Source organism: Nocardioides oleivorans (genome assembly GCF_004137255.1).
GTDB classification, from domain to species: Bacteria; Actinomycetota; Actinomycetes; order Propionibacteriales; family Nocardioidaceae; genus Nocardioides; species Nocardioides oleivorans.
On sequence record NZ_SDWT01000001.1, the window covers coordinates 2,442,755 to 2,458,084 of the forward strand.

The window sequence follows — 15,330 nt, forward strand, 5'->3', positions numbered from 1 at the left end:
TTGACGGGCAGGTCTAGCGTGGAAGACGTGACCCAGCAGCAGAACGACCAGCGCAGCGCGCACCCCGATGCCAGCACCGTCGGCCAGCTCCGCGAGAGCGGCCACCAGCTCAAGACGCTCCGCCAGGAGCTCCGCGACAACCTCCTGACCCGGCTCGCCGCCGGCGAGGACCCGTGGCCGGGCCTCCACGGCTTCTCCGAGACCGTCATACCGCAGGTCGAGCGCGCCCTGCTCGCCGGGCACGACATCGTGCTCCTCGGCGAGCGTGGCCAGGGCAAGACCCGGCTGCTGCGCTCGCTGGTGGCCCTCCTCGACGAGTGGACGCCGGTGATCTCCGGCTCCGAGCTCGGCGAGCACCCCTACGAGCCGATCACCGTCACCTCGCAGCAGGCGGCGGCCACCTACGGCGACGACCTCCGCATCTCGTGGAAGCACCGCGACGAGCGGTACGCCGAGAAGCTGGCGACGCCGGACACGTCGGTCGCCGACCTCATCGGTGACGTCGACCCGATGAAGGTGGCCGAGGGTCGCCACCTCGGCGACCCGGAGACCATCCACTTCGGGCTGATCCCGCGCAGCCACCGCGGCATCGTCGCGATCAACGAGCTCCCCGACCTCGCCGAGCGGATCCAGGTCGCGATGCTCAACGTGATGGAGGAGCGCGACATCCAGATCCGCGGCTACATCCTGCGGCTGCCGCTCGACGTGCTCGTCGTGGCCAGCGCCAACCCGGAGGACTACACCAACCGCGGCCGCATCATCACCCCGCTGAAGGACCGCTTCGGCGCCGAGATCCGCACCCACTACCCGCGCCAGGTGGAGGAGGAGATCGCCGTCATCGAGCAGGAGGCCGACCTCGTCGCCGAGGTGCCGGCGTACCTCCTCGAGGTGCTCGCCCGCTTCACCCGCCACCTGCGCGACTCGCAGTCGGTCGACCAGCGCTCGGGCGTCAGCGCCCGCTTCGCGATCGCCGGTGCGGAGACCATCGCGGCCGCCGCCCTGCACCGCGCGACCACCCAGGGCGAGGAGCAGGCCGTGGCCCGCGTCGTCGACCTCGAGACCGCGGTCGACGTGCTCGGCGGCAAGATCGAGTTCGAGACCGGCGAGGAGGGACGCGAGTCCGAGATCCTCACCCACCTGCTCCGCACCGCGGTCGCCGAGGCCGTGCGCGCGCACCTGGCCGGCATCGACCTGCGGCTGCTCGTCGAGGCGATCGAGGAGGGCGCCATGGTGAGCACCGGCGCCCGCGTCGGTGCCCGTGACTTCCTGGCCGGCCTGCCCGTGCTGGGCGAGTCCGACCTCTACGACGAGGTCTGCGACCGGTTGGGCGCGACCAACGACGGCGAGCGCGCGGCCGCGCTGGAGCTCGCGCTGGAGGGGCTCTACCTCGCGCGCAAGATCGGCAAGGACACCGACGCCGGTGAGACCGTCTATGGCTAGGTCTGCTGCTGGGGGCTCCGTCATCACGCTGCGCCCGGGCACCGTCGAGGACATCCCGTCGTTCGTCGAGCTCGGCCGCGCCGTCGTGCCGCCGACCTACGGCCCCATCGACGAGGCCTACGCCCAGCGGATGCTCGACGAGTGGTGGATCCCGGCCGTCTTCGAGAAGTCGCTGGCCCGCAACCGGCACCTCGTGGCCGAGCGCGACGGCGAGGTCGCCGCGCTGGCCACCTTCGGTCGGCTCACCGAGTCCTACCGCGACTTCCCCGACGTCACCGGGGAGCGAGAGGTGATGTGGAAGCTCTACGTCCACCCCGCCCACCAGGGCCTCGGCATCGGCAGCCGGCTGCTCGCGGAGATCGAGGCACTGGTCGAGGGCGACGAGCTGTGGCTCGAGGTCGTCGACGGCAACGACCGGGCGGTCGGGTTCTACGAGGCGCACGGCTTCACCGAGGCCGAGCGGTCGGCGGATCCCCGCTGGCCGGACGACGTGTGGTTCAAGAAGGTGCTCGGATGAGCCGGTTCCAGAAGTACGACGGTGGCGACCCGCTGGCGCCCCCGGTCGACCTCGCCGAGGCGCTCGACGCCATCGGCCAGGACGTGATGGCCGGCTACTCGCCGGAGCGCGCGATGCGGGAGTTCCTGCGGCGTGGGAGCAGCGACCAGGCCGGGCTCGACGAGCTCGCCCGCCGGGTCGCGGAGAAGCGGCGCGAGATCCTCCAGCGCAACAACCTCGACGGCACCATGCAGGAGGTCGAGCAGCTGCTCGAGAAGGCCGTCCTCGCCGAGCGCGGGCAGCTCGCCCGCGACATCACGATGGACGACGCCGACCGCGACTTCCGCGAGATGGTCCTGGACAACCTGCCGACCTCCACGCCGGCCGCGGTGAGCGAGCTGGCGTCGTACGACTGGCAGTCCTCCGAGGCCCGCGAGGCCTACGAGCAGATCAAGGACCTGCTCGGCCGCGAGCTGCTCGACCAGCGCTTCGCCGGGATGAAGCAGGCGCTGGAGGGCGCGACCGAGGAGGACCGGCAGGCCGTCTCGGAGATGCTCTCCGACCTCAACGACCTGCTCGAGAAGCACGCGTCCGAGGGGGTCAGCGACGAGGAGTTCGCCGACTTCATGGACAAGCACGGCGACTTCTTCCCCGACGCACCGCAGGACATGGACGAGCTGCTCGACCAGCTCGCCCAGCGCGCCGCCGCGGCCCAGCGGATGATGAACTCGATGACGCCCGAGCAGCGCCAGGAGCTGATGGAGCTCTCGCAGCAGGCGTTCGGCTCCCCGCAGCTGATGGAGCAGCTCGCCCGGATGGACGCGAACCTCCAGTCGCTCCGGCCCGGCGAGGACTGGTCGGGATCGGAGAGCTTCGAGGGCGAGCAGGGAATGGGGCTCGGTGACGGCACCGGCGCCCTGCAGGACCTCGCCCAGCTCGACGCGCTCGCCGACCAGCTCGCCCAGTCGCACCACGGCGCCCGGATGGACGACGTCGACCTCGACGCGCTGGCCGACCAGCTCGGCCAGGACGCCGCCGTGTCGGCGAGGACGCTGCAGGAGCTCGAGCGCGCGCTGCGCGACAGCGGCTACCTCAAGCGGGGGTCCGACGGTGAGCTCCGGCTCTCCCCGAAGGCCATGCGGCAGCTCGGCAAGGCCCTGCTGCGTGACGTCGCGGACCGGATGAGCGGCCGCAGCGGCGCCCGCGAGACGCGGACCACGGGCCTGGCCGGCGAGCCGTCCGGCGCCAGCCGGCGCTGGGAGTTCGGCAGCACCGAGCCGTGGGACGTGCCACGCACGATCACCAACGCGGTCCTGCGCCAGGGCGGCGTCGCCCCCGTGCGCATCGCGGTCGACGACATCGAGGTGACCGAGACCGAGGCCCGCACCCAGGCGGCGGTCGCGCTGCTCGTGGACACGTCGTTCTCGATGGCGATGGACGGTCGGTGGGTGCCGATGAAGCGCACCGCGCTGGCGCTGCACCAGTTGATCCGCTCCCGCTTCCGCGGCGACGACCTCCAGCTGATCGCCTTCGGTCGGCACGCGCAGGTGATGGAGATCGAGGAGCTCACCGCGCTCGACGCTCGGTGGGACAAGGGCACCAACCTCCACCACGGGCTGCTGCTCGCCAACCGGTTCTTCCGCAAGCACCCCAACGCCCAACCGGTGCTCCTGATCGTCACCGACGGAGAGCCGACGGCCCACCTCGAGCAGGACGGCGAGGTCTGGTTCGCCTACCCGCCGCACCCGCTGACGATCGCCCAGTCGGTCAAGGAGCTCGACGCCTCCGCACGGCTCGGCGCCCAGGTCACGTTCTTCCGGCTCGGTGAGGACCCCGGCCTGGCCCGCTTCATCGACTCGATGGCCCGTCGGGTCGACGGCCGGATGGTCAGCCCCGAGCTCGACGACCTCGGGGCCGCGGTCGTCGGGTCCTACCTCGGCTCGCGCGGTCCGGCGTCGTCGTACCGCGAGCAGTTCGGTGACTGGTACGGCGGCGGGCGCGGGTTCTGGGTGTGACGCGGGCGCGTGCTCGGGTGGTGGCATGACCGACCAGCTGACCGCGCGCCGCTTCATCGAGGCCGAGCCTGCGGCGATCTTCGCCGCGCTGTGCGATCCCGAGTGCCACGTCGACATCGACTCCTCGGGGATGCTGCAGTCGGCGGAGGGCGACCACGTCGCGGCGGTCGGCGACCGCTTCACGGTGCACATGGACCGTGAGTCGAAGGGCGACTTCCCGATGGGCCGCTACGACGTCGAGGTCGTCATCGACCGGTTCGAGCCCGATCGCGAGATCTCGTGGTGGATCGAGGGCACGATCAAGCCACCGATCGGCCACACCTACGGCTACCTGCTCGAGGCCGGCGAGGTCGAGGGACGCCCGGGCACCTGGGTGACGTCGGTCTACGACTGGTCGCAGGTCGGCGACAGGTGGCGGCCGATCTTCCCGGTCAACGACGAGTCGGCGCTGCGCGCGACCCTCGGCATCCTCGACCGGGTCGTGCGCCGTCGGGGTCAGTGACCGGCGGCCTCGAGCATCCGCAGCAGCTCGGCTCCCATGTGCTCGATGACGGCGTCGAGGGCCTTCTTCGGGCGCACCATGACGGTGAAGTCGACGATCTGGCCGTCGGCGTCCCACGTGATCATGTCGATCCCCGAGACGTCGAGGCCGCCGACCTCGGACCGGAACTGCAGGACCGCTGAGTCGTCGCCGAGCCACTCGCGCTCGTAGGCCAGGTGCGGGCCGAGGACGGTGAAGGCGGCGGTGAGGTAGCCGACGACCGTGTCGCGTCCCTCCTGCGGCGTGTGCACGGCCGGGCTGCGGAAGACCGCGTCCTCGGCGACCAGTGCGGGCAGGCCGGCCGCGTCGCGGCTGTCGACGACGGCGTGCCAGCGGGCGAGGGCGGCTGCAGCATCCATGTCCGTCATCGTGCCACCCACGGCTCTCGGTCTGACAGGCTCGTGCCGTGGACCTGCGAGACCTGCCCCGCGTCGTGTGGGCGCTGGCCCTCGCGCGGTTCGTGTCGTCGGCGTCGTCGTTCACGATGCTCTTCCTCACGCTCTACCTCACCGGTCCGCGCGACCTGTCGACCACGACCGCCGGCCTGCTCGCCGGGTCCGTCGGCGTCGGCATGCTGGCGGGCTACTTCACCGGCGGGCGCTGGGGTGACCGGTTCGGTCACCGGCGCGTGCTGCTCACGGCGAGCTCGGCCGGAGGGCTGATGCTCGTGGCCGTCCCGTTCGTCCCGCTCTGGGTGCTCTGGGTGCTGCTGCCGGTCCAGAGCTACCTCGCGGCGACCGGCGGCGTGTCGTCCGGAGCGCTGTCCGCGCTCGCGGTGCCGCGCGGTGGGCGTCGTACGTCGGTCGCGGTCGGACGCGCGGCCTCCAACGCCGGGTTCGTGCTGGGGCCGCCGATCGGTGCGTTGCTCGTGACGTGGAGCTACGACGCGATGTTCGTCGTCGACGGCCTCGCCGTGATCGTCGTACGACTCGCGCTGAGCCGGGTGCTGCCGAAGGACGCTCCCGACGTGGTGGACCACGACGCACCCCGCGGCGGGTTCCTCCGGGCGGTCCGCGCCGACCGGGCGCTGCTCGTGCTGATGGTCGGGGTGGTGCTGGTCGACCTCGTCTACCGCCAGCTCTACTCCACCCTCCCGCTCCACCTGCGCGACGAGGGCCAGCCGGTCTGGCTCTACGCGACGGTCATCGCGGTCGGCTCCGGACTGATCCTGGTGCTGGAGATCCCGGTGACGCAGTGGCTGCAGGGGAGGGCGGCGTACGGCGTCATCGCGCTCGGCTACGCGCTCGTCGGTGTCGGGGCGGCGATGTTCGCGCTGCCGGTCTCGGTCGTGACCGTGCTGCTCGCGATGGTGGTGCTGACGGCCGGGGAGATCCTCTACAAGACCACCGCGACCGCCCACGTGCTCGACCAGGCGCCCGACCACCTCGTCGGTCAGTACCAGGGCCTCTACACCGGCGCCGCCACCAGCGGGACGCTCCTCGCGGCACCGGTCGGCACGGCCGTCTACGCCGCCGCGCCCGGCCTGCTCTGGCCGGTCATGGCCGCGCTCGCCCTCGCCGCGTCGGCGTTCGTGCTGCTGTCGCGCCGGGTCGCGCTCGACCACCCCGGCAGGACCGCCAGGACGCAGTAGGACTACCGCGGGGGGAGGAGGGGTGCGTCAATCGGCGAAGCCGGGCAGCGACTCCTCGAGGATCTCCCGGAAGGGGGCCGTGGCGCCGAGCTGGCTCAGCAGGCCGATGCCGCCCAGCCAGGTGCGGTGGATGAGGAGGTACGACGTCGGCAGGTTGAGCTTGGTGGCGAGGGTGAAGGTCTCCGCGCGCGGGTCGTTGACCCGCTCGAACTGCTCGCGCATCCACTCACGGGTGAAGGTGAAGCGGGTCTCGCCGAGCGGCTCGACGAACGGCGAGAGGTAGTTGAGCACCATCGCCGGGTCGACCTCGATGCGCTCCTTGATGAAGCCCTCGGCGCGCAGGCCGGCGACGAGGGACTCCTCGTCGGAGTCGAGCGCGATCCGCATCAGCCTCCCCATCGCGGTGGGCAGCCGGCCGTCGGCGAGCCGTGCCACGGCGCCGAAGTCGAGCACGCCGAGTCGCCCGAGGCCGCCGTCGGGGGCGGGTAGCACCCGGAAGTTGCCGGGGTGGGGGTCGGCGTGGAGCATCCCGGTGCGCTGGGGGCCCTCGAAGAGGAACCGCACGAACAGCTCGCCGTAGTGGTCGCGCTCGGCCTGGGTGCCCTCGCGGATGATGTGCGCCAAGGAGTGCGGCGAGTCCATCCACTCGGTCACCAGCACCTGGCCGCCGACGGCCACGACGGCCGGGACGACGATGTGCGGGTCGTCGGCGAACGCCTCGGCGTAGGCGGCCTGGGCCTCGGCCTCGAGCTGGTAGTCGAGCTCGTCGGCGGCCCGGTCCTGCAGCTCGGCGACCAGTGGCTTGATGTCGATCCCGGGGAAGACCGGGGCGACGCCGCGCGCGACCCGCGCGATCTGGCGCAGGTCGCCCATCAGCGCGTCACCGGCGCCGGGGTACTGCACCTTGACGGCGACCTCGCGCTCACCGGAGCTCCCGTCGTCCCACCGCCCGCGGTGGACCTGGCCGATGGAGGCCGCGGCCGTGGGCGCGCCGTCGAGCCAGACCAGCCGGTCCTTCCAGTCGGCGCCGAGGTGCGCGGTGAGCTGCTCGCGCACCGTGGCGGTCGGCATCGGGGGAGCGGAGTCCTGCAGTGCCGTGAGGTGCTCGCGATAGGGCGCGGCCAGGTCCTCGGGCAGCGCGGCCTCCAGCACGCTCAGCGCCTGGCCGAACTTCATGGCCCCGCCCTTGAGGTCGCCGAGCGTGCGGAACAGCTGCTCGGCCGTGCGCTGCTGGAGCTCGCTCGCGACCGCCTCGGCGGGCTTCCCGCCCAGGCGCTTGCCGAGGCCCATCGCCTGGCGGCCGGCGTAGCCGAGGGGTAGTGCTGCCAACCGCGCGGTACGCGCAGCGGCCTTGCGGGGCAGCTCGGTCATGCCCCCATTGTCCCCCCGGAGGCAACACCGGACGATCCGGCGGTCCCACAGGTCGGCGAGCCGACACCGGAAGGCGTGACCCCGGGAGCCGTACGTCGTTGAGGGTGCGACGAACACCGACCTCGGGAACCTCGGGAGACCACCGTGAACCTCAAGCCCCTGCTCGCCTGCGCGGCGAGCGTGCTGGCCGCATCGGCCACGTTCGCCGGCGCCGGCACCGCCCAGGCGGCTCCCGACGCGGCGGCTCCGGCCAACCTCAGCACCTTCCTGGCCCAGCAGCTGACCGGCCTGACCGGCAGGACCACGGTGATGGTCCACGGCAGCTCGATCACCGCCGCCCGCCAGGCCGTCGTGGCGTCGGGCATGCGGAGGACCGGTGAGTTCACGGGCATCGGTGTCGTCGTCGCCAACGCCACGAAGTCCCAGATCCAGTCCGTCCGCAGCGCACCCGGCGTGACCTACGTCGAGGGCGGCGCGCAGCCCATCACCTTCGCCCAGGAGACCTCGAACACCGCGACCCGCGGCGCCGAGGCCGCCTCCACCCTCACCGGCGCCGACGGCAGCGCGCTGACCGGCAAGGGCGTCAGCGTCGCCGTGATCGACTCCGGCATCGACCCGACCCACCCCTACTTCAAGGAGGCCGACGGCTCCAGCGCCGTCGTGGCCAACCTCAAGGCGCTGTGCGAGCCGCTGACCGAGACCTGCTCGGTCCAGCGGCTGCCGAACATCGTCGACACCGACACGCTGTCGGTCGGCGGCCACGGCACCCACGTCAACGGCATCGTCGCCGGTCGCCCGACCACGCTGAGCGACGGCGGCACGCTCCAGGGCGCGGCCCCGGGCGCCAAACTGGTCTCCCTCTCGACCGGTGCCGGCATCGTCATCCTGGGAGCCGACTCGGCCCTCAACTGGGTGCTCGAGAACCACGCCGCACCGTGCGGGGCCGGCGTACCCGCCTCCACGTGCCCGCCGATCAAGGTCACCAACAACTCCTACGGCCCGACCGGTGGCGGCGCGTTCGACCCCGAGTCGGCCACGGTGAAGCTCCAGCGGGCGCTCGCGGCTGAGGGAGTCGTGACGGTCTGGGCAGCCGGCAACGACGGGGGCGACGGGTCGACGAGCCTCACGAACCCGCCCGGCCAGGACCCGACGGGCGGCATCTTGTCGGTCGCGTCCTACGACGACCAGGACACCGGCACCCGTGACGGAGTCGTCTCCGAGTTCAGCTCGCGCGGCCTGTCCTCCGACGCCTCGACGTGGCCGGACATCTCCGCACCGGGGGAGAACATCACCTCGTCGTGCCGGCTCTACCTCGTCATCTGCGCCACCGGGCTAGACCCGCAGAACGGTCCCGGCGCGCTCGACATCGGCACCTTCAACACGATCAGCGGCACGTCGATGGCCGCCCCGCACATCGCGGGCATCGTCGCCCAGCTGTTCCAGGCCAGGCCCGGCGCGACCCCCGCCGAGATCGAGCAGGCGCTGAAGGTCTCGGCCCACAAGTACACGGACGGGGCTGCCTACCAGTCCGGTCCGCTCGGCACCACGTCGTACGACAAGGGCTACGGCCTCGTCGACGTCGTGGCTGCGGTCGCGGCGCTGGGGTGATCGACCGGCGCTGAGCGAGCTTCCCTCTCCAGGGGGAACCACCGTGCAACAGGGGCGCGGTGGAGGGACGGGCAGGAGTCACAGGGGCTCCTGCCCGTCCTGACATTCGGCTGACGTGTCCTCCGCGCGCATCTGGGAAGGTGGCGGGATGGAGATCGAGTTCGACGGCGAGGTCGTCGAGTGGCGTGGACCGGCGCCGTTCTACTTCGTCGTCCTCCCGCTCGACGCCGCCGACCTCGTCGACGAGGTCAAGGCCGAGGTCGTCTACTGGGGCGTGGTCCCGGTGCGCGCGCAGATCGGCGAGACGGAGTTCGAGACCGCGATGTTCCCCCGCGAGGAGACCTGGTTCCTGCCGGTGAAGGCGGCCGTGCGCAAGGCCGAGGCCTTCGGGCTCGGCGACGTCGTCGCGGTGCGGATCGACGTCGGCCGGGACTGACCCGGCCGACGTGGAGCCACCTCAGCTAGAGGCGACCCAGTCGGTGAAGCTGCGCGGGGCACCGAGCCAGTCGACCTTGGTGTCCTTGCCGTTGGGCTTGGTGCCGGCGACGCGGACGGCCACCCGGACCTCGTCGGGGTCGCCGAGGACAGCACGCGAGATCCGGAACCGCACGGTCTCCTTCTCGTAGTCCACCTTCATCCGGTACGACCCCTCGACCGGCTCGCCCCACGCGGACGTGGCGAACCCGTCGGTGGTGAGCAGGTTGTAGTCGGTGCCGACGAAGAAGCCGCCGACGAAGACGTACTCCGGGCCGGCGTCGTCGGGGTCGGTGTCCAGGAAGACCGCGCCGGACGAGCCGCTCGTGAACGACTCGACCAGGTCGGTGTGCGTCGTGGTGACCACGACGTTCTTCGCACCGTGGTCGACGGTCACCGAGCGGAGGTCGACCCCGTGCTTGAGGTCCTTGGCGTCGGAGACGCCGATGCCGTCCGCGCTCGCCGGGGCGACCTGCGTGAGGGTGAGGGCTGCGACCGCGAGTCCGGCGGCGCCCAGGATGGTGGTGCGCGTGGTGGTGTTCATGTCAGGGAGACGCGCCACCGCCCGTGGAGGTTGCCTCGGGTTCGCGACCACTACTTGACGACGCGGACCTCTTGCGGCCAGCCGCAGCCCTCGGCGATCTTCGCAGCCCACTCCTTGGCCTCCTCGAGGGTCTCGACCTCGATGATGGTGATGCCACCGAGGTACTCCGTGACCTCGGTGTAGGGGCCGTCGGTCACGAGCATCTCGCCGCTCGTGCCGTCGGCGCTGAACGCCTCCGCCATGTCCTCGACGAGCCCACCGGCGAACACCAGCACCCCGGCCGCCTCCATCTCGGCGACCACGGCGGTGGACGGCTCGACGCGGGACATGAACCACTCCATCGGGTGGTCACCGACCCACTGCTGGTGGAAGTAGATGGCGTACTTCGTCATGGAGGCTCCTCCGTCGCGGGCCGCCCGGTGCGGCCCTCCACCACTGTGACGGACGAGCGAGCCGACAATCGACAGGCCGAGGAGACAGAATGTCCGCGTGATGGAGCTGCGACCCAACTGCGAGCAGTGCGACCGCGACCTGCCGCCGGAGTCACCGGACGCGCGGATCTGCACCTACGAGTGCACCTTCTGCGCCGACTGCGTCCGCGACGTCCTGCACGGCGTGTGCCCCAACTGCGGTGGTGGCTTCGAGCGGCGCCCCGTCCGTCCGCCGGCGCAGCTGGCCAGGCACCCGGCCTCGACGACCCGGGTGCTCCGCGCCTGAGCGTGGGCCTCCTTGGCTAGGCTCCCGCTCGAGGGGCCCTCCCGATCCGGTGAGGCCGCACGCCCCGGGCGACACGGCCGTCGGCCGAGGAGTGGGACGTGAGCAGCAACAAGCAGCGGAAGTCCAGGCAGGACGCCGAGCGCCAGCAGCTCGAGCGCGAGCAGCAGCGCCTGGCAGCGGTACGCCGTCGGCGTACGGCCCTGCTCAGCATCCTGTCCGCCGTGGTCGGCGTCGTCGTGGTCGTCGGACTGCTGGCGATCCTGACGCGGGGCGGTGACGAGCCCGACGAGGGCACGCAGCCGCCCCAGGTCCAGGACACCTCGATGCTCGAGGAGGAGGCGGCCGGCGAGGCCCAGGGGGCCGCGGTCAACGAGGCGATGGCCGCCGGCGAGGTCGTCGCCGAGGACTTCACCGTCGAGCCCGGCACGGCCGTCGACAGCGGGATCAAGCCGCCGCGCGACGACCGACCCGTGGCCTGCGGCGCGAAGGCGCCCGCCAACGCGCGCGCCACCCGCCCGCGCTTCCCCGGAGGTCCGGCGCAGGTGCTCGAGGGCGGCGTCGACTACGTCGCACGGATCACGACGTCCTGCGGGCCGATCGTCATCGACCTGCTGGAGAAGGACGCACCGGTCGCAGTGAACTCCTTCGTCTTCCTCGCCCGGCAGGGGTTCTACGACGGGCTCGAGGTCTTCCGCGACTACGGCGCGATCGCGGCCGTCGAGGCCGGGAGCGGCGACAACACCGTCGGGTGGGACGCCGGCTACCAGCTGCCCGACGAGCTCGACCTCGCCGAGCGTGAGGGCTACCCGGTCGGCACCGTGACCACGGCCGGGCTCGGCCAGCCGTACACCGCCGGGAGCGGGTTCTTCATCGCCTACGGCAAGGAGTTCGACTCCGGCTTCGCGACCAACCGCGTGCAGACGAGCTTCGGCCGGGTGCTCTCCGGGATGGACGTGATCGCCACCATGACGGCGATGGAGCGCCTCGGCATGGGCGGGGAGTCCTTCGCGAAGCGCCTGTTCCTGGAGAAGGTCGTGATCGAGGAACGATGAGCACGATCAGCACTCTCGACCCGCGTGCCGTCGCCGTCACGCGCGCGATCCACGTCGGCGACGTCGAGGGCCTGCGCCGGCTGCTGGAGGACGACCCCGGCCTGGCCGTCGTACGGCTCGGCGACGACGACCCCGGCGGGATGAGCCGACCGCTCCTCCACGTGGCCACCGACTGGCCCGGCCACTTCCCCCGGGTCGCCGAGACCATCGCCGTCCTCGTCGCTGCGGGCGCCGACGTGGACGCCCGGTTCCGCGGACCTCACGAGGAGACCGCCCTCCACTGGGCGGCCAGCTCGGACGACGTCGAGGCGCTCCACGCGCTGCTCGACGCCGGGGCGGACATCGAGGCCGACGGCGCCGTCATCGCCGGGGGTACGCCGCTGACGGACGCCACGGCGTTCGGGCAGTGGGGGGCCGCCCGCGCCCTCGTCGCGCGAGGCGCCCGGGCCGGCCTCTTCGACCTCGCCGCGCTCGGGATGACCTCCGAGCTCCTGTCGGCGCTGGAGTCCTCCGGTCGTGCCGGGGACGAGGTCGACCACGCCTTCTGGTCCGCCTGCCACGGCAACCGGCTCGACACCGCGCAGGCACTGGTCGAGCTGGGCGCCGACGTGGACTGGCTGCCTCCGTGGGAGGACGCCACGCCCCTCGACATCGCCGCCCGGGTCGGTGCCCACGACGTCGTCCGCTGGCTCCACGGCCTCGGCGCGCGGTCGTGCGAGGACCTCGGTCAGCCGTAGGGACCTGCCGCCGCACCAGACATCGACGTCTGTCAATATTCACGCATGTCGAAGTCCTTGCTCGAGCTGACGCCCGTCGAGGCAGTCGCGTGCTGCTCACCGGTGACTCGTGAGCCGATGTCGGCCGACGCCGCCGAGCGCATCGCTCCGTTGCTGAAGGCGATCGCCGACCCGGTGCGCCTCCGGCTGCTCTCGCTGGTCGCCTCCCACGCCGACGGCGAGGCGTGCGTGTGCGACCTCAACGACGCCTTCGACCTCTCCCAGCCGACCGTCAGCCACCACCTCAAGCTGCTCCACGGGGCCGGTCTGCTCGACCGCGAGAAGCGCGGCGTCTGGGTCTACTACCGGGTGAACCCGACCGCGCTCGCCGACCTCGCCGCGCTGCTCGGCGGCGTCACCGCGTGAGCCACGACGTCGTACGCCGTGTCGTCGCGGAGGCGCTCGGCACCGCCCTCCTCGTGTGCGCCGTGGTCGGCTCCGGCATCGCCGCGCAACGGTTGTCACCCGATGACGTCGGCCTCCAGCTGCTGCAGAACAGCATCGCGACCGGGGCAGCGCTGGTCGCCCTGATCCTGGCCTTCCAGCCCGTGTCGGCGTCCTTCAACCCCGTCGTCACGGCGGTCGAGGCGGTGCTCGGGCGACTCCCCGTGTCCGTCGCAGCCGTCATGGTCGCGGCACAGCTGGCCGGTGGCCTCCTCGGCGCGGTCGTCGCGAACGTCATGTTCGAGCTCGACCCGGTCTCGATCTCCACCCACGCCCGAGGCGGCAGCGGGCAGCTGGTCGGCGAGGTGGTCGCCACCCTCGGTCTCGTCCTGGTGGTGTTCGGTGCGCTGCGGTCGCCGCGGGTCGACACCGTCGCCTTCGCCGTCGGTGGCTGGATCACGGCTGCCTACTGGTTCACCAGCTCGACGAGCTTCGCCAATCCCGCCGTGACCGTCGCTCGCACGCTCTCCGACACGTTCGCGGGCATCGCACCCGGCTCGGCCCCGGCCTTCGTCCTCATGCAGGTCGTCGGCGGCGCCCTCGCCCTCGGTGTCCTGCGCCTGCTGCACCCTCGCCCCGCCACGACCCAGGAGACCTGAATGTCCGAGCGTCCCACTGTCCTGTTCGTCTGCGTCCACAACGCGGGTCGCTCCCAGATGGCCGCCGGCTACCTCCAGCACCTCGCGGGCGACCGCGTGCAGGTGCTGTCCGCGGGATCGCAGCCCGGCAACCGGATCAATCCCGTGGCGGTCGCGGCGATGGCCGAGGAGGGGATCGACATCGCGGCCAACGAGCCGAAGCTGCTCACCGACAGTGCGGTGCGGGAGGCCGACGTCGTGATCACCATGGGCTGCGGCGACGAGTGCCCGTTCCACCCCGGCAGGCGCTACGAGGACTGGGCCCTCGACGACCCCGCCGGTCAGGGCATCGACGCCGTCCGCCCCATCCGCGACGACATCCGGTCGCGGGTCACCGCACTGGTCCACGAGCTCGTGCGGCCGGACTGACCGTCCCCGCAGAATCGCGGTGGATCTGCGGGTTCTCCTCCGCAGTCGAGGGGATAGAGTGCTCCACGTGCCGCAGATGAGGATCCGAGACGCTGCCGCCTACCTCGGCGTGAGCGACGACACCGTGCGCCGGTGGATCGACCGCGGGCTCCTGAGCGCCACGGCCGACGAGTCCGGGCGCAAGGTCGTCGACGGGTTCGAGGTCGCCCAGGTGGCCCGCCAGCACGCCTCGCTCCCCGGGCTGCCAGACGGGCTGGCCAGCTCGGCCCGCAACCGGTTCGTCGGCCTGGTCACGGACATCGTCGTCGACAAGGTGATGGCCCAGGTCGAGCTCCAGTGCGGACCGTTCCGCGTCGTGTCGCTCATGAGCAGCGAAGCCGTGCGCGACCTCCAGCTCGAGCTCGGATCCGTCGCCGTGGCGGTCATCAAGTCCACCGCAGTCGTCGTGGAAGCCCCCCAAGGAGAGTCATGAAGCGCACGATCCCCCTCGCCCTCACCGCCGTCCTGCTGTCCACTGCGCTCGCCGGCTGCGGTGGCGACGACGAGCCCGCCTCGGGCGACGGGGGCGACGCAGGCGAGACGACGCTGGTCGTCTACGCCGCGGCCTCGTTGACCTCCACGTTCGAGGACATCGCCGACGAGTTCGAGTCGACCCACGACGGGGTCACGGTGCAGTTCAACTTCCAGGGCTCCTCGGACCTGGTCGCCCAGCTGCAGGAGGGTGCGCCCGCCGACGTGTTCGCGTCCGCGGACGAGGCCAACATGGACAAGCTCACGGCGGACGACCTCCAGGGCTCGGAGCCCGAGCTGTTCGCCTCGAACACCCTCGAGATCGCGGTGCCGCCGGGCAACCCGGCCGGCGTCGAGTCTTTCCAGGACCTCGCCGAGGACGGGCTGAACCTGGTCGTCTGCGCGCCGGAGGTGCCGTGCGGGGCCGCCACCCAGAAGGTCGCGGAGTCGGCAGGGGTGGAGCTCGCGCCGGTGAGTGAGGAGCAGTCGGTGACCGACGTGCTCGCCAAGGTCACCACGGGTGAGGCCGACGCCGGCCTGGTCTACGTCACCGACGTGCTCGTCGCCGGCGACGACGTCGAGGGCGTGGAGTTCCCCGAGTCGTCGGCCGCGGTCAACCTCTACCCGATCGCCACCCTCGGCGAGAGCGAGAACCCCGACCTGGCGCAGGAGTTCGTCGACCTGGTCCTGGGGCAGACCGGGCAGTCGATCCTCGGGGACGCCGGCTTCGCACCCGCTCCCTGA

Annotated in this window: 19 protein-coding genes; 15 read left to right on the forward strand and 4 right to left on the reverse strand. The window is 71.9% G+C overall.

The annotated features are described in order from the left end of the window. Nucleotides 1-27: 27 nt before the first annotated feature. From EUA93_RS11630 to EUA93_RS11645, 4 genes are read left to right on the forward strand one after another with little or no spacing between them, the layout of a single operon-like run. A complete protein-coding gene (locus EUA93_RS11630) occupies nt 28-1,440 on the forward strand; it encodes a MoxR family ATPase (protein WP_129400283.1) in 1,413 nt (470 codons plus the stop codon). Then, nucleotides 1,433-1,957 (forward strand): GNAT family N-acetyltransferase, encoded by a 525-nt coding sequence (locus EUA93_RS11635; protein WP_129400284.1) that lies wholly within the window; start codon nt 1,433-1,435, stop codon nt 1,955-1,957. Before EUA93_RS11630 ends, EUA93_RS11635 begins: the two co-directional genes overlap by 8 nt. Then, nucleotides 1,954-3,951 (forward strand): VWA domain-containing protein, encoded by a 1,998-nt coding sequence (locus EUA93_RS11640; RefSeq protein ID WP_129400285.1) that lies wholly within the window; start codon nt 1,954-1,956, stop codon nt 3,949-3,951. Before EUA93_RS11635 ends, EUA93_RS11640 begins: the two co-directional genes overlap by 4 nt. Before the next feature lie 25 nt (nt 3,952-3,976). Further along, complete coding sequence (locus EUA93_RS11645) at nt 3,977-4,453, forward strand: SRPBCC family protein (RefSeq protein ID WP_129400286.1); 477 nt, start codon at nt 3,977-3,979, stop codon at nt 4,451-4,453. Here EUA93_RS11645 and EUA93_RS11650 read toward each other — a convergent pair. Then, nucleotides 4,447-4,851 carry a nuclear transport factor 2 family protein gene (locus tag EUA93_RS11650; protein ID WP_129400287.1) on the reverse strand — a complete coding sequence of 135 codons (405 nt, stop codon included), beginning with the start codon at nt 4,849-4,851 and terminating at the stop codon, nt 4,447-4,449. The two genes, EUA93_RS11645 and EUA93_RS11650, sit on opposite strands and share 7 nt — an antisense overlap. Before the next feature lie 47 nt (nt 4,852-4,898). Between EUA93_RS11650 and EUA93_RS11655 the strand changes: the two genes are divergently transcribed. Beyond that, nucleotides 4,899-6,083, forward strand: a complete 1,185-nt coding sequence (locus tag EUA93_RS11655; RefSeq protein WP_207208668.1) for an MFS transporter — start codon at nt 4,899-4,901, stop codon at nt 6,081-6,083. 27 nt (nt 6,084-6,110) lie between these two features. On the opposite strand, the gene EUA93_RS11660 is transcribed toward EUA93_RS11655, so the two are convergent. Further along, nucleotides 6,111-7,454: an ABC1 kinase family protein gene (locus EUA93_RS11660; RefSeq protein ID WP_129400288.1), complete on the reverse strand. Its 1,344-nt coding sequence runs from the start codon at nt 7,452-7,454 to the stop codon at nt 6,111-6,113. Nucleotides 7,455-7,598: 144 nt separating this feature from the next. Here EUA93_RS11660 and EUA93_RS11665 point away from each other — a divergent pair, with 144 nt between their 5' ends. Together EUA93_RS11665 and EUA93_RS11670 are read left to right on the forward strand one after the other, a co-directional pair. Then, nucleotides 7,599-9,062: a S8 family serine peptidase gene (locus EUA93_RS11665; RefSeq protein WP_242497333.1), complete on the forward strand. Its 1,464-nt coding sequence runs from the start codon at nt 7,599-7,601 to the stop codon at nt 9,060-9,062. A gap of 115 nt (nt 9,063-9,177) precedes the next feature. Beyond that, a complete protein-coding gene (locus EUA93_RS11670) occupies nt 9,178-9,498 on the forward strand; it encodes a DUF1905 domain-containing protein (protein ID WP_242497334.1) in 321 nt (106 codons plus the stop codon). 21 nt (nt 9,499-9,519) lie between these two features. On the opposite strand, the gene EUA93_RS11675 is transcribed toward EUA93_RS11670, so the two are convergent. Both EUA93_RS11675 and EUA93_RS11680 read right to left on the reverse strand, forming a co-directional pair. Beyond that, on the reverse strand, nt 9,520-10,080 hold the full coding sequence (locus tag EUA93_RS11675; protein ID WP_129400289.1) for a hypothetical protein: 561 nt from the start codon (nt 10,078-10,080) through the stop codon (nt 9,520-9,522). Nucleotides 10,081-10,130: 50 nt separating this feature from the next. Continuing rightward, on the reverse strand, nt 10,131-10,472 hold the full coding sequence (locus EUA93_RS11680; protein ID WP_129400290.1) for a YciI family protein: 342 nt from the start codon (nt 10,470-10,472) through the stop codon (nt 10,131-10,133). 100 nt (nt 10,473-10,572) lie between these two features. Between EUA93_RS11680 and EUA93_RS11685 the strand changes: the two genes are divergently transcribed. From EUA93_RS11685 to modA, 8 genes are all read left to right on the forward strand, one after another. Continuing rightward, nucleotides 10,573-10,797 (forward strand): DUF1272 domain-containing protein, encoded by a 225-nt coding sequence (locus EUA93_RS11685; RefSeq protein WP_242497440.1) that lies wholly within the window; start codon nt 10,573-10,575, stop codon nt 10,795-10,797. Nucleotides 10,798-10,895: 98 nt separating this feature from the next. Continuing rightward, a complete protein-coding gene (locus EUA93_RS11690) occupies nt 10,896-11,849 on the forward strand; it encodes a peptidylprolyl isomerase (protein WP_129400292.1) in 954 nt (317 codons plus the stop codon). After that, nucleotides 11,846-12,586: an ankyrin repeat domain-containing protein gene (locus EUA93_RS11695; RefSeq protein WP_129400293.1), complete on the forward strand. Its 741-nt coding sequence runs from the start codon at nt 11,846-11,848 to the stop codon at nt 12,584-12,586. Before EUA93_RS11690 ends, EUA93_RS11695 begins: the two co-directional genes overlap by 4 nt. A gap of 45 nt (nt 12,587-12,631) precedes the next feature. After that, nucleotides 12,632-12,991 carry an ArsR/SmtB family transcription factor gene (locus tag EUA93_RS11700; protein ID WP_129400294.1) on the forward strand — a complete coding sequence of 120 codons (360 nt, stop codon included), beginning with the start codon at nt 12,632-12,634 and terminating at the stop codon, nt 12,989-12,991. Next, nucleotides 12,988-13,668, forward strand: a complete 681-nt coding sequence (locus EUA93_RS11705; RefSeq protein ID WP_129400295.1) for an aquaporin — start codon at nt 12,988-12,990, stop codon at nt 13,666-13,668. The genes EUA93_RS11700 and EUA93_RS11705 overlap by 4 nt, the downstream gene beginning before the upstream one ends. After that, nucleotides 13,669-14,076 (forward strand): arsenate reductase ArsC, encoded by a 408-nt coding sequence (locus tag EUA93_RS11710; RefSeq protein ID WP_129400296.1) that lies wholly within the window; start codon nt 13,669-13,671, stop codon nt 14,074-14,076. Between the two features lie 76 nt (nt 14,077-14,152). Further along, complete coding sequence (locus tag EUA93_RS11715) at nt 14,153-14,548, forward strand: TOBE domain-containing protein (RefSeq protein ID WP_476703583.1); 396 nt, start codon at nt 14,153-14,155, stop codon at nt 14,546-14,548. Then, nucleotides 14,545-15,330, forward strand: coding sequence for a molybdate ABC transporter substrate-binding protein (gene modA, locus EUA93_RS11720; RefSeq protein WP_129400298.1), 786 nt, complete (start codon nt 14,545-14,547; stop codon nt 15,328-15,330). Before EUA93_RS11715 ends, modA begins: the two co-directional genes overlap by 4 nt.

Bases quoted from the DNA above. Each gene is read 5' to 3' on its own strand.
- EUA93_RS11675 (WP_129400289.1), bottom strand. From the start codon at position 10,080: ATGAACACCACCACGCGCACCACCATCCTGGGCGCCGCCGGACTCGCG.
- EUA93_RS11685 (WP_242497440.1), top strand. From the start codon at position 10,573: ATGGAGCTGCGACCCAACTGCGAGCAGTGCGACCGCGACCTGCCGCCG.
- modA (WP_129400298.1), top strand. From the start codon at position 14,545: ATGAAGCGCACGATCCCCCTCGCCCTCACCGCCGTCCTGCTGTCCACT.
- EUA93_RS11710 (WP_129400296.1), top strand. From the start codon at position 13,669: ATGTCCGAGCGTCCCACTGTCCTGTTCGTCTGCGTCCACAACGCGGGT.
- EUA93_RS11715 (WP_476703583.1), top strand. From the start codon at position 14,153: ATGAGGATCCGAGACGCTGCCGCCTACCTCGGCGTGAGCGACGACACC.
- EUA93_RS11635 (WP_129400284.1), top strand. From the start codon at position 1,433: ATGGCTAGGTCTGCTGCTGGGGGCTCCGTCATCACGCTGCGCCCGGGC.
- EUA93_RS11645 (WP_129400286.1), top strand. From the start codon at position 3,977: ATGACCGACCAGCTGACCGCGCGCCGCTTCATCGAGGCCGAGCCTGCG.
- EUA93_RS11680 (WP_129400290.1), bottom strand. From the start codon at position 10,472: ATGACGAAGTACGCCATCTACTTCCACCAGCAGTGGGTCGGTGACCAC.
- EUA93_RS11650 (WP_129400287.1), bottom strand. From the start codon at position 4,851: ATGGATGCTGCAGCCGCCCTCGCCCGCTGGCACGCCGTCGTCGACAGC.
- EUA93_RS11700 (WP_129400294.1), top strand. From the start codon at position 12,632: ATGTCGAAGTCCTTGCTCGAGCTGACGCCCGTCGAGGCAGTCGCGTGC.
- EUA93_RS11695 (WP_129400293.1), top strand. From the start codon at position 11,846: ATGAGCACGATCAGCACTCTCGACCCGCGTGCCGTCGCCGTCACGCGC.
- EUA93_RS11660 (WP_129400288.1), bottom strand. From the start codon at position 7,454: ATGACCGAGCTGCCCCGCAAGGCCGCTGCGCGTACCGCGCGGTTGGCA.
- EUA93_RS11640 (WP_129400285.1), top strand. From the start codon at position 1,954: ATGAGCCGGTTCCAGAAGTACGACGGTGGCGACCCGCTGGCGCCCCCG.